Source organism: Arthrobacter sp. UYEF20 (genome assembly GCF_040546335.1).
Taxonomy (GTDB): domain Bacteria; phylum Actinomycetota; class Actinomycetes; order Actinomycetales; family Micrococcaceae; genus Arthrobacter.
The window spans coordinates 65,101-78,924 of record NZ_JBEPNP010000012.1; the positions used below are offsets into that span (position 1 = coordinate 65,101).

At 67.7% G+C, this 13,824-nt stretch carries 14 protein-coding genes; 7 read left to right on the forward strand and 7 right to left on the reverse strand.

The genetic code is table 11. From position 1 onward, the window contains the following. Positions 1-20 precede the first annotated feature (20 nt). The 5 genes from ABIB26_RS14365 to ccsB all read left to right on the forward strand — a co-directional run bounded on the left by ABIB26_RS14365 (position 21) and on the right by ccsB (position 5,144). Entirely contained in the window at positions 21-686 is a 666-nt protein-coding gene (locus ABIB26_RS14365; protein WP_354244291.1) for a histidine phosphatase family protein, read from the forward strand. A 2-nt stretch (positions 687-688) separates the two neighbouring features. Then, entirely contained in the window at positions 689-1,300 is a 612-nt protein-coding gene (locus ABIB26_RS14370) for a TlpA family protein disulfide reductase (RefSeq protein ID WP_354244294.1), read from the forward strand. 15 nt (positions 1,301-1,315) lie between these two features. Next, positions 1,316-2,071 (forward strand): cytochrome c biogenesis CcdA family protein, encoded by a 756-nt coding sequence (locus ABIB26_RS14375; RefSeq protein WP_354244296.1) that lies wholly within the window; start codon positions 1,316-1,318, stop codon positions 2,069-2,071. A 191-nt stretch (positions 2,072-2,262) separates the two neighbouring features. Further along, entirely contained in the window at positions 2,263-4,011 is a 1,749-nt protein-coding gene (gene resB / locus ABIB26_RS14380; protein WP_354244480.1) for a cytochrome c biogenesis protein ResB, read from the forward strand. Continuing rightward, positions 4,011-5,144 carry a c-type cytochrome biogenesis protein CcsB gene (gene ccsB, locus ABIB26_RS14385; RefSeq protein ID WP_354244299.1) on the forward strand — a complete coding sequence of 378 codons (1,134 nt, stop codon included), beginning with the start codon at positions 4,011-4,013 and terminating at the stop codon, positions 5,142-5,144. Before resB ends, ccsB begins: the two co-directional genes overlap by 1 nt. Before the next feature lie 71 nt (positions 5,145-5,215). Here ccsB and ABIB26_RS14390 read toward each other — a convergent pair whose 3' ends face one another. Together ABIB26_RS14390 and ABIB26_RS14395 are read right to left on the reverse strand one after the other, a co-directional pair. After that, positions 5,216-6,205 (reverse strand): hypothetical protein, encoded by a 990-nt coding sequence (locus ABIB26_RS14390; RefSeq protein WP_354244302.1) that lies wholly within the window; start codon positions 6,203-6,205, stop codon positions 5,216-5,218. Positions 6,206-6,455: 250 nt separating this feature from the next. Beyond that, positions 6,456-6,887 (reverse strand): PLD nuclease N-terminal domain-containing protein, encoded by a 432-nt coding sequence (locus tag ABIB26_RS14395; protein ID WP_354244305.1) that lies wholly within the window; start codon positions 6,885-6,887, stop codon positions 6,456-6,458. Positions 6,888-7,003: 116 nt separating this feature from the next. Here ABIB26_RS14395 and ABIB26_RS14400 point away from each other — a divergent pair, with 116 nt between their 5' ends. Continuing rightward, positions 7,004-7,312: a DUF4229 domain-containing protein gene (locus ABIB26_RS14400; protein WP_354244307.1), complete on the forward strand. Its 309-nt coding sequence runs from the start codon at positions 7,004-7,006 to the stop codon at positions 7,310-7,312. 135 nt (positions 7,313-7,447) lie between these two features. Here ABIB26_RS14400 and ABIB26_RS14405 read toward each other — a convergent pair whose 3' ends face one another. The 5 genes from ABIB26_RS14405 to ABIB26_RS14425 form a co-directional block, all read right to left on the reverse strand. Next, positions 7,448-8,329, reverse strand: a complete 882-nt coding sequence (locus tag ABIB26_RS14405; RefSeq protein ID WP_354244310.1) for a 1,4-dihydroxy-2-naphthoate polyprenyltransferase — start codon at positions 8,327-8,329, stop codon at positions 7,448-7,450. A gap of 48 nt (positions 8,330-8,377) precedes the next feature. Then, positions 8,378-9,532: an AMP-binding protein gene (locus ABIB26_RS14410; protein WP_502913674.1), complete on the reverse strand. Its 1,155-nt coding sequence runs from the start codon at positions 9,530-9,532 to the stop codon at positions 8,378-8,380. A gap of 8 nt (positions 9,533-9,540) precedes the next feature. Then, positions 9,541-10,518: a 1,4-dihydroxy-2-naphthoyl-CoA synthase gene (locus ABIB26_RS14415; protein WP_354244312.1), complete on the reverse strand. Its 978-nt coding sequence runs from the start codon at positions 10,516-10,518 to the stop codon at positions 9,541-9,543. A 21-nt stretch (positions 10,519-10,539) separates the two neighbouring features. After that, on the reverse strand, positions 10,540-10,980 hold the full coding sequence (locus tag ABIB26_RS14420; protein ID WP_354244315.1) for a VOC family protein: 441 nt from the start codon (positions 10,978-10,980) through the stop codon (positions 10,540-10,542). Between the two features lie 155 nt (positions 10,981-11,135). Next, positions 11,136-11,897: a CPBP family intramembrane glutamic endopeptidase gene (locus ABIB26_RS14425; protein WP_354244318.1), complete on the reverse strand. Its 762-nt coding sequence runs from the start codon at positions 11,895-11,897 to the stop codon at positions 11,136-11,138. 251 nt (positions 11,898-12,148) lie between these two features. On the opposite strand from ABIB26_RS14425, the gene ABIB26_RS14430 reads away from it, so the two are divergent. Then, on the forward strand, positions 12,149-13,810 hold the full coding sequence (locus ABIB26_RS14430) for an ABC-F family ATP-binding cassette domain-containing protein (protein ID WP_354244321.1): 1,662 nt from the start codon (positions 12,149-12,151) through the stop codon (positions 13,808-13,810). Positions 13,811-13,824: the final 14 nt, after the last annotated feature.

The following is a 13,824-nucleotide window of genomic DNA, read 5'->3' on the forward strand; positions in this document are numbered from 1 at the left end:
CCTTTGAGAAACTGGTACACATGCCCCAAGCCACTGTTCATTTGCTCCGCCACGGCGAGGTCAACAATCCCGACGGCATCCTGTATGGCAGGCTGCCGGAGTTCCACCTCTCCGAGCTCGGCCGGGAGATGGCCCGGACGCTGGCGGAGCACTTCAGGGAGCGGTCCGCGCAGGGGGCGAAGATCGTCCACCTCGCTGCGTCACCGCTGACCCGCGCGCAGGAGACGGCGCAGCCGATCGCCGAAGCGCTAGGCCTCGAGATCACCACCGAGGCCCGGATCATCGAGGCCGCCAACTACTTCCAGGGGCTCCACGTCAGCAAGGCGGAAATCCTCAGGCCGAAGCACTGGCCGATGCTGCGCAACCCGTTCCGGCCCTCCTGGGGCGAGCCGTACAAGGATCAGGCCGCCCGGGTCATCGCCGCCGTCCAGGACGCACGGATGCGGGCCATCGAACTCGGCGGCGACGGCGCCGAAGCCATCCTCGTCAGCCACCAGCTGCCCATCTGGGCCACCCGGCTCAGCGCCGAAGGCAAGCCCCTCTGGCACGACCCACGCAAGCGGGAATGCACCCTTACCTCGGTCACCTCCCTGGTGTTCGACGACGCCGGGAACCTCCTGAGGGTCGACTACAGCGAACCGGCTGCCGCCCTTCTTCCCGGTGCGTCCAGCACCCCGGGGGCCTGAGCATGAGCGACCGGAACGGACCACTCTCCCGCCGCAGCGTCCTGACAGCAGGCGGTGCGGCGCTCGCCGTCGTGCTGGGGCTCTCCGGCTGCGCCCAGGAAGATGCCTTGGCGAAGCAGGCTAAGGCGGGCGACAACAAGAACTACGTGGCCGGCGACGGGTCGGTGACGGAGTTCGCCGCCGCGGACCGCAAGAATCCGATTGCCATCAAGGGCACGCTATTCGACGGAACCTCCGTGGCCGCCGAGGACTTCCAGGGCAAGGTCACCGTGCTCAACTTCTGGTTCGCCGCCTGCGCCCCGTGCCGGGTGGAAGCGCCCTCGCTGGAGGCCCTGCACCAGGAGTTCAAGGACCAGGGTGTGCAGTTCTATGGCGTGAACCTCCGTGACGAAAAGGCCACCGCGGATGCGTTCGACAAGACGTTCAACCTCACCTACCCGAGCTTCAACGACAAGGACGGCGCCGTGCTGTTGGCCGTCTCCGGCCTCGTCCCGCCGGGAGCCGTCCCCACCACGCTGGTGCTGGACAAGCAGGGCCGGGTAGCTTCCCGCGTCCTCGGCGAAATCCAGAAGGGCACCCTGAAGTCCCTTATTGCCGCCGCCGTGGCCGAGTAACGGACGGCCCCCACCGTGAACAGCCCCTTCGCCGAAGCCATCCTGAACGGTTCGCTCCTGCTCGCAATCCCCGTGGCGCTGCTGGCCGGATTCGCCTCCTTCCTCTCGCCCTGCGTGCTGCCCCTCGTCCCGGGCTACCTGGGCTACGTCACCGGGCTGACCGGCGTCGACCTCCAGAAGCAGAAGCGCGGCCGGATGCTGGCCGGCATCGGGCTCTTCGTCCTGGGCTTCTCGGTGATCTTCGTGCTGCTCGGCGGGGCATTCGGGCAGCTGGGGACACTGATCACGGGCTCGCAGAACAAATGGATCACCCAGCTGCTCGGCGTGCTGGTGATCATCATGGGCGTCGTGTTCATGGGCGGTTTCGGCTGGCTCCAGCGCGACGCCAAGATCCATGCCAAGCCGCCCGCAGGGCTGTGGGGTGCGCCGTTGCTGGGCATTACCTTCGGCCTTGGCTGGGCGCCGTGCATCGGGCCCACCTATTCCGCGGTCCAGCTCCTGAGCCTCTCCGGCGGATCCTCCGCGGCCAAGGGCGCCTTCCTGGCCTTCGTGTACAGCCTGGGGCTGGGCATTCCGTTCCTGCTGATCGCCCTGGCCGTGCGTCGCGGCATCGGCGTGATGTCCTTCTTCCGCAAACACCGGCTCGCGATCCAGCGCACCGGCGGCGGCATCCTGATTGTGCTGGGCCTGCTGATGGCCAGCGGCGTGTGGGGGACCTGGGTTTCCGGGTTGCAGTACTGGTTCCAAACCGATGTGAAATTGCCAATCTGATGAGCGAGCGAGTGAACGCAGACAAGAAGTCCCCGGACCCCGGCGCCACGCCCGATGCCCCCGGCACCACCCCAGATGCCCCCGGCACCACGCCCAACCGCCCTGCCTCGGCTGATTCCACCAACCCCGTTAAGGCCGCGGTGTCCGCCGCAAAGGCGGAAGCTGTCCTTCCGGTGCTCGGCCCGCTGGGCATGCTCCGCTGGGCCTGGGCCCAGCTGACCAGCATGCGCACGGCGCTGTTCCTCCTGTTGATGCTCGCGGTCGCGGCGGTGCCCGGCTCGCTGTTCCCGCAGCGGCCCGCCAACCCTTCCATCGTCACGCAGTACATCAAGGACCACCCGGATTACGGCAAGCTCCTGGACACGCTGCAGCTGTACGACGTGTACTCCTCGGCCTGGTTCTCGGCCATCTACATACTGCTGTTCATCTCCCTGATCGGCTGCGTCGTGCCCCGGGCCATCGCGCACTACAAGGCCATGCGCTCGCAGCCGCCGCGCACGCCTGCCCGGCTGTCCCGGCTGCCCGAGTACGGCACGCTCGTGATCCCCGCCGACGCCGGGATCCCGGCGTCGCTCGCCATCACCGAGGCGGCCGGACTGCTGAAGAAGCGCGGCTACCGCGTCGATGTCCGGGACCGCGACGGCGCGCGGCCGTCGCTGGGGGCGGAGCGGGGGTTCCTGCGTGAAGTCGGCAACCTCCTGTTCCACACCTCGCTGATCGGCGTGCTGGTCTCGGTGGCGATCGGCGGCCTCTTCGGGTACAGCGGGCAGCGGATCCTGGTGGAAGGGGACACCTTCGTGAACACGCTGGTCGGCTACGACCAGTTCACGCCGGGCACCAACTTCCAGAGCGGCCAGCTGCAGCCGTATTCGGTCCAGCTGGACAAGTTCCAGGTCACCTTCGACCGCGAATCGAAGGGCAAGTTTGGCCAGCCCATCGACTTCAAGGCGGACGTGACCACCAAGGAAACCCCGGACGCACCCGCCAAGAAGGAGGTGCTCAAGGTCAACGACCCCCTGAGCTTGGGCGGCACGAGCATGTACCTCACCGGCAACGGCTACGCCCCCATCGTCACGATCCGCGACGCCGCCGGTAACGTCGCCATGCAGGGCCCGGTGGTCGCCAAGCTCCAGGGCGACAACTACTACTCTTCGGTGGTCATCAAGGTCCCCGACGCCAAGCCGGACCAGCTCGCCTTTGCCGGCTTCTTCCTCCCCACGGCCTTCGTCACCGACCAGGGCGTGTCCTTCAGCGGCGATCCGGAGCTGATCAACCCTCAGCTGACCCTGAACTCGTACTTCGGCGACCTCGGCCTGAACGACGGCGCCCCGCAGAACGTCTTCGAGCTCGACGTCAAGAAACTGACGCCGCTCAACGCCCGGAACCTGGAGACCAAGGGCATCGTCCTGACGCCGGGAACCACGCAAACCCTGCCGGACGGCAAGGGATCCATCAGCTTCGACGGCGTGAAGCGCTACGTCGGCGTGGACATCCACCACAACCCGGGCCAGCTCTACGCCCTGATCTTCGCGCTTTTGGCGGTCGCCGGCCTGGTCACCTCCCTCTACGTGAACCGCCGCCGCGTCTGGGTGCGGACCGGAACTCACGCGGACGGCCGCACGATGGTCGAATACGGCCTCCTGGCCCGCGGCGAGGACCACCGGCTCGCCGGCGAAGCCGCCAGGATCCGGGCGCTGCTGGCGGACGAATGGGAGCTGCTCGATCCCGGCACGGGGGCGCCCGGCACGGGGGCGGGCGCCGGGGCGTCAGGCGCCGGTTCGGCAACGGGTTCCCAGTCAGCTCCCAGCGGAAAGACGGATAATGACCGGGCGGCTGCGGACGTGCCCGGTGCCAGCCGAGATCAGACCTCCCCGGACCATCCCGCAACAGACTTCATCCCGTCATCAGCCGGCTCGCCTGAGTCAAAGAAGGATCAGTAATGTTCCCCATCAACGAAACCATGGGCCAGTACAGCGAGCTGTTCATGCTCCTCGCGGCGGGCACCTACACGGTGGCTTTCATCGCCTTCGCCTGGGACCTGGCCAAGAGCAGCAAGGTATTGCGCGCGGTGGACCTCAAAGCTGCCGAGCTCTCGGGTGCCACCAGCCCCGAGGCAGCCCGTGTTCCGGTAGGTGCCGGCGTGGGCGTAGGGGCCGCTTCGGGCGCTGTTGACCGCGCCGATTCGGACGTGGCCGGGCCTGTCGGCCGTTCCGAGCGCCCGTCGTCGTCCCTCTCGCGGGCTGTGCCCGGGAACAGCGCCGGGATCGGCCACACGGCCGACGGCGGTATGCGCTACGCCACCGAGCGCCGCGTCCCGGCCCGGGTGGCCGTCGCCGTGACCGTGCTTGGCGCGGCGATCCACGCGGCCGGCGTCATCACGCGGGCACTTGGTGCAGGCCGGGTGCCTTGGGGGAATATGTACGAATTCCTGACCACCGGCGCATTCGTGGCCGTGGCGGTCTTCCTGCTGGTACTGATCCGGCGCGATCTCCGCTTCCTGGGCACGTTCGTGATCGGCCTGGCCATCATCATGCTGGTTGCGGCCGCCGTGGCCTTCTGGACGCCCGTCGGCCACCTCGTTCCCGCATTGCAGAGCTACTGGCTGATCATCCACGTCTCCATCGCGGTGATCTCCTCCGCGCTCTTCACCCTGACCTTCGCGATGTCCGCGCTGCAGCTGGTCCAGGCACACCGGCAGAAGACTGTCGCAGCCGGCGGCGGGGACAAGCTGGGCTTCATGCGTCTGGTTCCGTCCGCGCTCAGCCTCGAGAACCTGTCCTACCGGATCAACGCCATCGCTTTCGTCGGCTGGACCTTCACGCTCATGTTCGGCGCCATCTGGGCTGAGAAGGCCTGGGGCCGCTTCTGGGGCTGGGACACCAAGGAAGTCTGGACATTCGTGATCTGGGTGGTTTACGCCGGCTACCTGCACGCCCGCGCCACCCGCGGCTGGACCGGAACCCGTGCCGCCTGGCTGTCGATTGTCGGCTACCTCTGCGTGGTCTTCAACTTCACCATTGTGAACCAGTTCTTCAATGGCCTGCACTCCTACTCGGGGCTGCCTCCGCTGTAGACCTCCGCTGCGGAGGCCCTTGTGGGCCCCACTCCATCGATTCGCCACGGAAGGCCTCTATGGCGCCTTGTTTAGCGGCCATTCGTGTCAGATGGGTGCCGGGCGTCGCGAGCACCGCGATTTCGCCTTGGCCTCAGGCCAGGGGCAGGGGTCCAGCCGCGCTCGGTCAGCGCCGCCCGCACCCGGGTCACTGCAGTCGGGTCCATCCCGGGAGCAAACGGGGTCAAATCCCACTGGGTCAATACGACAACGCGCCACCCTGCATCCCTGGCGTTCTCATCCCGGAAGATGTCGCTGCGACGCTGCGCCGGACCGGCGTGATGACCGCCGTCGTACTGGATCGCTATCTTTTCTTGCTCATAGGACAGGTCTGGGTCCTGGATCCAACCGCCGGTCTCGTCGAACATGGGGACGTTGATTCCGGGTTCGGGCAGGCCATGTCGAACCAGCAGCAGCCGGAGTTCGGTCTCTTTGGGGGAGTCCGTGCCGGCGCGAATCAGGGCCCTGGCCCGCAAAGCGCCCCGGTAGCCCGTCCTGCCCTGCTTCCCGGCGAGGAATGCGTCCAGTGCATCAATAGTGGTCAGTGGGTTCCTCCGCCGCAGCAGGAAATCCCCTGCAATCACCAAGTCATCGAGGCTCACTATGCCGGCGAGGTCGAACCACGTCCGCAGCGGGGAAGTGCAGCTCACCCTGACGCCGGCCACGATCTCCTCCGGTCCAAGTGACTGCTCATGACCCACAACGTTCTTGCGCCGCACAGCCCGCTGGCCCGGCCGACTCGTCAGATGGACGACAGCCAGGTTCTCCAAGGCCTGCGGCAGGGGGAAGCCCCACAGCACTGCCGCAGACAGATGGCTCACGACTGCGCCGGTCACAGCAGTGAGGGCATGCACGCGTTCCAGCAAACTGTCCGGGGTGGCGGCCGTGGCACGCACTCCGTAACAGGGGCTGACGAGATCCCGAGCCCGCGTCCGACGTCGGCCCAGCCCGGCGGTGCGGGCCTCGGCCACGGTGAAAGGCTGGTTTCGAAGATGCGGGGGAAGCTCGCTGGGATGGTGCATACGAGCATTCTGCTCCCGACCGAAGGGGTGCCGGGGGTTATCCACAGGACGGGCGCGGTGTGAGGGAGGAGTGGGACTAGTGAGCAGCAATGCACCGGCCCCCATAGCGCCCACTTGCCGGAGATGGCCGCTATGGGGCCGGTATAGCGGCCATGTGTGGCGAACGGGTAACGTCACGACCCACGATGGGAGGACGCAGCCGAGCGTGGGTGCCGGGGAAGGCAATGCCTGCCGGCAGGGCCAGAAGGTGCTATTTGACCTCGTCGGTGCCCTGTGTGCCGGCGTCGCCGGAGCCGTGCGTCTCGCCGGATTCGGAGCCTTGGCCCTCACCCGGGCTGCCGCCGCCGTCGAGCTTGCGCCCCTTGGCATCCAGCTCGTCCTTGAGCTTCTTGAGCCGGTCCGACTCGGCCTGGTTGCGGCGGCGGATCTCAAGGTTGCGCAGGAAGTCCGGATCGTCGTCCGGGGCGATGGGGTGGCTGTAGGTAACGGGAGCAGGGCCGGTGCCGCGCGGGCGGCCGATCAGGAACCACAGGATGGCGCCGATCACGGGCAGGACAATCTGCACGACGATCCACGCCGGCTTGGAAATGCCCCTGGTCTGGCGCGAATCAGTGCGGATCACGTCGATGAGTCCATAGACAAAGACAACCAGAACGGCGACGGCGACCACTACACGGAGCATGTAATCAGTCTAGCCTCCGGGGGAGTCTCCGGCGTTGCCGCTGCCTCCGTCGGGAGTCAGGGGACCGACGGGTCTGCCGGCGGATGCGCCCACGGCCGGAAGGCTAAACTTGGAGTGTGGCTTTCCTGAAATACTCCCTGATCCGGCTCGCGTTGTTCGCGCCATTGTTCGCGTTGTTTGTCTACCTGCAGCTCGGATGGCTGCTGGCCGTCCTCTGCGCCGGCATGATGGCGTTCGCCATCAGCTACCTGTTCTTCCAGAAGCAGCGGGACGCGGCGGCAGCAACGCTCCACCAGCGGTTCTCGGGCCACGCGAAGCCGCTGCGCAGCGCCGGTGAAGTCGCCGACGCCGACGCCGAGGACCGCCTGGTCGATGAGCACCCGGACATCACCGTCCACAAAGACAGCCGGCCCAAGGACTCATAGACCAAGGATTCCCTCAAGCCGCCCGGAGGGGCAGGCCCCTCAGGCAGGCCCTGTCGGCCCTGTCCGCCCGGAGATCCGGCCGCTCAAGCCGGCCCCTCAGCCAGGCCCTGCCGGCCCCGAGCTTCCCGAGCGCCGCTAGAATCCGCGGCTCAGCACCAGCCCCAGCGAGAACAGCACAGCGTAACCGAGGTTGATCAGCCCGGTCTGCTTGAGCACCGGAATCAGGCTCTTGCGCCTGCGGCCGGCGATCATCAGCCAGGACGGCATCAGGCAGGCGGGGATCAGCAGCAGCACAATGAGCATCCAGGGCCGGGTCGGCGCCAGCACAATCACGAGCAGGATCGCGACGGCGAGCATCAGTACGTAGCTTTCCCGGGCGTGCTTGTCCCCGAGCCGGACTGCCAGGGTCTTCTTCCCGGCTTTCCGGTCCGTCGGGATATCGCGGACATTGTTGGCCATGAGCAGGGCGCAGGCAATGAGTCCCGTGCCGATCGCGCCGATGATGGCAGCCAGGCTCAGCTGGCCGGCCTGCGTGTAGGTGGTGCCGAGCGTGGCCACGAGCCCGAAGAACACAAAGACGAACACGTCGCCGAGGCCGAGGTAGCCGTAGGGGTTCCTGCCTCCCGTGTAGCCCCATGCGGCGAGGACGCAGCCGAGACCCACCAGGATCAGCCACCAGCTCTGCGTGATGATGACCAGCGTCAGCCCGAACACCATGGCCAGCCCGAACGCGGCGAAGGCAGCGTACTTGACCTGCTCGGGCTTTGCGGCGCCGGAGCCGACCAGCCGCAGCGGGCCGACGCGGTCCTCGTCGGTGCCGCGGATGCCGTCCGAATAATCGTTGGCGTAGTTGACGCCGATCTGCAGCAGCAGGGCCACCAGCGTGGCCAGGACGGCGTTGAGCGGGCGCAAACCCTCCATCTCGTACGCTGCTGCGGTGCCGATCAGGACGGGCGCGATCGCGGCCGGCAGGGTGCGCAGACGGGCGCCTTGGATCCATTGAGCGGCTGTTGCCACGTTCAGTACCTCGTGTTGGTTTGGCGAAGCCGGGAGTGCCCGGCTCATCTATTTTCCCTGATGCAGCTCGTGGAGCCGAACCGTCATGCCCATCCGGTCCGGTTTCCCGTTCGGCAGCATCAGCAGTTCGCCGGCGGCCAGCACGGTCTTCGGGGCCAGCCGGCCCAGGACCGGCACCCAGGCGGCACTGGCGGTGAAGGCCGCGATGGCTCCCGGGGAGCTGTCGGCCACCGCCACGTAGGCGGCAAGTGCCTGTCCCCACTCGGCGGAGGGAACGCCGGCCACGAAAGCGGCCAGCACGCCGTCGAGCTGCTCCAGCTCCGCCTGCACATGCGCGGCGGAAACCTTTACGCCGCCGGTTATGACGACGTCGTCGGCGCGGCCCAGGACGGTGAGCCTCCCGGCCGCGTCCAGCGCGCCGAGGTCGTTGGTGCGGTACCAGCGGACGCCGTCGTCCTCCACGAAGGTTTCCGCGGTGAGTCCCGGGGCGTCCAGATAGCCGGCGGCGATGGTGGCGCCGCCGAGCAGGATGCGGCCGTCGTCGGCAATCTTCACCTCGACGCCGTCCAGCGGCACGCCGTCGTACACGCAGCCGCCGCTGGTTTCGGCGGAGCCGTAGGTCGTCACCACGCGGACGCCGGCCCCGCGCGCCGCGGCGAGCAGCTCCGGCGACGCCGGCGCTCCCCCCAGCAGGATTCCGTTGAAGCGCCGGAGCGCGGCGAGGGTCTCGGCCGAGGGGGAGTCCAGCAGCCGCTGCAGCTGGGTGGGGACGAGCGAGGTGAACCGCATCTTGTCCGTCAGTTCGAGCGCGGCGGCGGTGAAGGCCTCGGGCGTGAAGCCGCCGCCGAGGTCCATCACCCACGGCCGGGTCCCGGCGAAGAGCGAGCGGACCAGCACCTGGAGGCCGGCCACGTACTGCACCGGAAGCGCCAGCAGCCACTGGCCTTCGCCCTCGAGCGCCACGGCCGTGGCCATCGAGGACGCGGCCAGCGCGTCCAGCGTCAGGACGGTCGCCTTGGGCGTGCCGGTGGAGCCGGAGGTGCGCACCACAACTGCGGCGTCCTCGATCCCGGGCGTATCGACCCGCTCAACGGCCGGGGCACCGTCGGGGCCGACGGACAGTTCGACGGCGGGTCCCTCGCCGCGCAGCGCTGCGGCCAGCGCCGCGAGGGCAGGTTCGATCTTCACAGCTGCGGAAGTCACGGGGCGCCTTAGAAGTAGTACGGGAATTTGGACCAGTCCGGGTCGCGCTTCTCCAGGAAGGCCTCCTTGCCCTCCACCGCCTCGTCGGTCATGTACGCCAGCCGGGTGGCCTCGCCGGCGAAGACCTGCTGGCCGGCCAGGCCGTCGTCGGCGAGGTTGAAGGCGAACTTGAGCATCCGGATGGCCTGCGGGGACTGCCGGGCGATGTCCGCGGCGTACTCCAGGGCGACCTCCTCGAGGCGTTCATGGTCCACGGCCTCGTTGACCGCTCCCAGCCGGACCATGTCCTCGGCCGAGTATTCGCGGGCCAGGAAGAAGATCTCGCGGGCGGCTTTCTGGCCGATCTGGCGGGCCAGCAGCGCGGAGCCGTAGCCGGCGTCGAAACTGCCCACGGTGGCGTCGGTCTGCTTGAACCTGCCGTGCTGGCGGGAGGCGACGGTGAGGTCGGAGACGACGTGCAGCGAGTGCCCGCCGCCGGCCGCCCAGCCGTTGACCACCGCGATGACCACCTTGGGCATGGTGCGCATGAGCCGCTGGACCTCGAGGATGTGCAGCCGGCCGGCGCGGGCGGGGTCGATGGTTTCCGTCGTTTCACCGGCTGTGTCTTGTCCCGCATTTTGTACTGTGTACCGGTAGCCGTCGCGGCCGCGGATCCGCTGGTCCCCGCCGGAGCAGAAGGAGTGGCCGCCGTCCTTTTCGGAGGGGCCGTTGCCGGTGAGCAGCACCGTGGCCACATCCGGGGTCATCCGGGCGTGGTCCATGGCGCGGTAGAGCTCATCCACGGTGCCGGGGCGGAACGCGTTGCGGACCTCGGGCCGGTTGAAGGCGATGCGGACCGTCGGCAGGTCCAGGACCACGGTGCCGTCGGCGGAGCGCTCCACCTGCCGGTGGTAGGTCATGTCCTGGAAGTCGTCGAAACCGGACACGGTGCGCCACCGGGCGGGGTCAAAGACGTCGGATACCTTGGCGGGGATTTCGTTGCTCACAGTCCGAGTCTAGTAATCGGCTTAGCTGATGCAGAACTCGTTGCCTTCCGGGTCGGCCATGGTGTGCCAGGAATGCGGTCCCTGGCTGGCGGTCCAGAGGAACGTGGCGCCGCGGGCTTCGAGGGCCTTGCGGACCTCGTCCTTGTCCGCGCCGGCGAGTCTCACGTCCCAATGCACCCGGTTCTTGATCGTCTTTTTCTCCGGGACGGTCTGGAAGAGAATCCGGCGGGCGGGCGCTTTGGCGTCGAGTTCTTCGGGCGGGCGGATGGCTGCCCCGGCACCCCACACGAGCTTGCCGTGGTGGGTCATGGTGTCCGCCTCCGTCGCGAAGCCCTGCTCGACCATGGAGCGGATGAAGCCCTCGTCCTGCGGCTCCACGGCCCAGTCCAGCGTTTCGGCCCACCAGTCGGCAAGTTCATGCGGCTTCGAGCAGTCGACGGCGATCTGGATGTTCAGTGTCATGGAATGAAACTACGACGTCGGCGCCCCCGCCGGTAGGTCCCGGGCCTGAAAATGCCCGCGAGATGACAGTTCACGGAAGTGTTTTCGCCCGGGACTGCCGTGAAGTGTCATCTCGACGGCGCCCAGCGGTCGCTGTGGCCCCGCCGCTACTCGGGTCAGCCCTGCATCTGCTGCAGCTGCTCGAGGACCTCGGGCGGGATGGCATAGATGAAGATGACGGCCAGCAGGTTCTTCGCGGCGTGCACGAAATAGGAGAACATCACGTTCTTGCCGGTCCAGACGTAGACGAACACCAGGACGGCGCCCATCGCGAGGTAGGGCATCAGCACGGGCAGGCTCAGGTCTTCCTGGCCGACGATGTGCAGGGCCGCAAACAGCACCACGGACAGGGCGCAGCAGAGCCAGATGTTGACCCGCCGGCTCAGCTTGCCGATCAGCAGGTGGCGGAAGATGTACTCCTCCACGAAGGGGCCTACGACCACCAGCAGAGGCACCATCAGCCAGACCGGGACCTGCTGCATGAGCGCCTGCAGTCCGGCCTGGTTCGCCGAGGTCTGCACCGGTCCGCTCAAGGCGACGAGGATCGCGGTCAGGATCATCATGACCACCACCGCCAGCGGGACCATGAGGAGCGTGAACCACGGCCTCGTGGCCAGGACGCGGAGATCGCGCCCGGCGACGCGGCGCACCGCAGCCAGGGCCAGGATGCCGATGGTCCCGTAGAAGATCAGGTTCACCGAATAGGACGCCACGGCCGGGTTCGGCGAGATCTGCAGCAGCAGCGGCGCCAACACATCACCGGCCGCGGTGAAGAATGCGACCGCGGCCACGTAGAGTCCGGCGGTGCTGAGATCGAGCCGGGAGGCGCGATAAAGTTCCGGTCGTGGAGCCGGTGGTATGCGGAGAGCAGTGCCCATGCCACCAGCCTAGCGCCGAGGCAGGGTGGCACGGTCAAGTACAATATTCGGGACGCCTAAATTTTCTTTTCAGTGCGCCGAAGTCGCCGTCCCAACCCGTGGCGCAAGAAGGCGGTTGTGCTCGCCGCCTGAGCCGCCAACTGACGGCGGCACGTGCCGACGGCGGACGCACGCCAGTATTGACCTGCGGCGGCGAACTTGACGACGCAAGCCGCCGCCGGGCAGGCTGGGCACCTACTTGCGAGGACTCCTTGAGCGAACATCTCCGCCTTTCGGGCGTATCCCATGGTTACGGGGACCGCCAGCTGTTTGCCGGCGTCGAAATTGCCATCACAGCCGGCGAACATGTGGCGATCGTCGGCGAAAACGGGGCGGGCAAATCCACGCTGCTCCGGATTTTGGCCGGGCTCGAGGCCCCGGACGAGGGCACCGCCGTCAGCCACGGCCGCGTGGGCTACCTTGCCCAGACCCACGGCCTGCCTGATCAGTTCACCGTCAGCAACGCGATCGACGCCGCACTGGAATCGCTCCGCGCACTGGAGACCGAGCTGGACCGTCTGGAGGACGGGCTTGCCGGCGCGGAAGCGGACGAACTGGAGCGCTACGGAAACCTGCAGACGCAGTACCAGCTCAGGGAAGGCTACGCCGCGGAATCCAGGGTGGAGGCGGCGCTGGACCGGCTTGGCCTGGGCGGGCTGGACCGGATGCGGACACTGGGTTCACTTTCCGGCGGGGAACAGGAACGTGTGGCACTGGCCTGCGTACTCGCCGATCCCGCGGACATCCTCCTCCTGGACGAACCCACCAACCACCTTGACGCGAGCGGCACGGCCTGGCTGGAGGCGCGGCTGGCGGCGCACCGCGGAACCGTGGTGGTGGTCTCCCACGACCGCGTGCTGTTGCGCAAAGTGGCCTCAACCGTGATTGAGGTGGATGCCGAACGCCGGACGGTCAACCGGTATGGCAACGGCTACGAAGGGTACCTGCGGGAGAAGGCTGCCGAACGCCAGCGCTGGGCGCAGCAGTACCACGGGTGGCAGGACGCGATGGCTGCCGAACGGCTCCAGGCGGACACGATCGCGGGGAAGATGGGCTACGCCCGCAAACGCGACGGCGACAAAATGGGGTTTGACTTCAAGGCGGGCACGTGGCAAAAGGCGGCCACCAGCAAGGTCCGCAATGCCCAGGAGCGGCTGCGCAGGCTGGAGGCAAACCCCATCGACCGTCCGCCGGTGCCCCTGAAGCTGGCGACGGACCTGCGGGCGGACGTTGCGGCGGGACCCGCGCTTGAAGCCCGGGGAGTGACGGTGCCCGGCCGCCTGGAACCAACGGACTTCCGGGTGGAGGCGGGCCAGAAGATCCTCATCACGGGTCCCAATGGCGCAGGCAAGTCCACACTGCTCTCTGTCCTCGCGGGCACGCTGGAACCGGCCAAGGGCACCGTGGTGGGGCACGGCCGGATTGGATACCTGCAGCAGGAGTTGGAGCTTCCACAGCGCCCGGGGTTGCGTCTTTTGCCCGCTTTTGCCTCGGGCCTGGGCGGCAACATCGATGAGCACGCGGACGCGTTGCTGCGCCTGGGGCTCTTCCGGACCACCGAATTCCACGTCCCGGTGGGAAGCCTGTCCGCAGGACAACAACGCAGGCTGGCGCTCGCCCGGCTCCTGTTGGGCGGGTTCGGAACAATGCTCGTGGATGAGCCCACCAACCACCTGGCGCCCGTTGTGGTGGAACAGCTTGAAGCGGCGCTTTCGGACTTCGCAGGGGCACTGGTCATGGTCAGCCACGACCGCGCGCTGGGGGAGTGGTTCAGCGCGTGCGCCGGTGTAAACAGCAGCGGGAACCGCACCGGGCACGGCGCCGGCACCGGGACCTGGCTCCGGTATGCCATGCGGGACGGCGCCCTGGCGTAGCTGACGGAAACGCC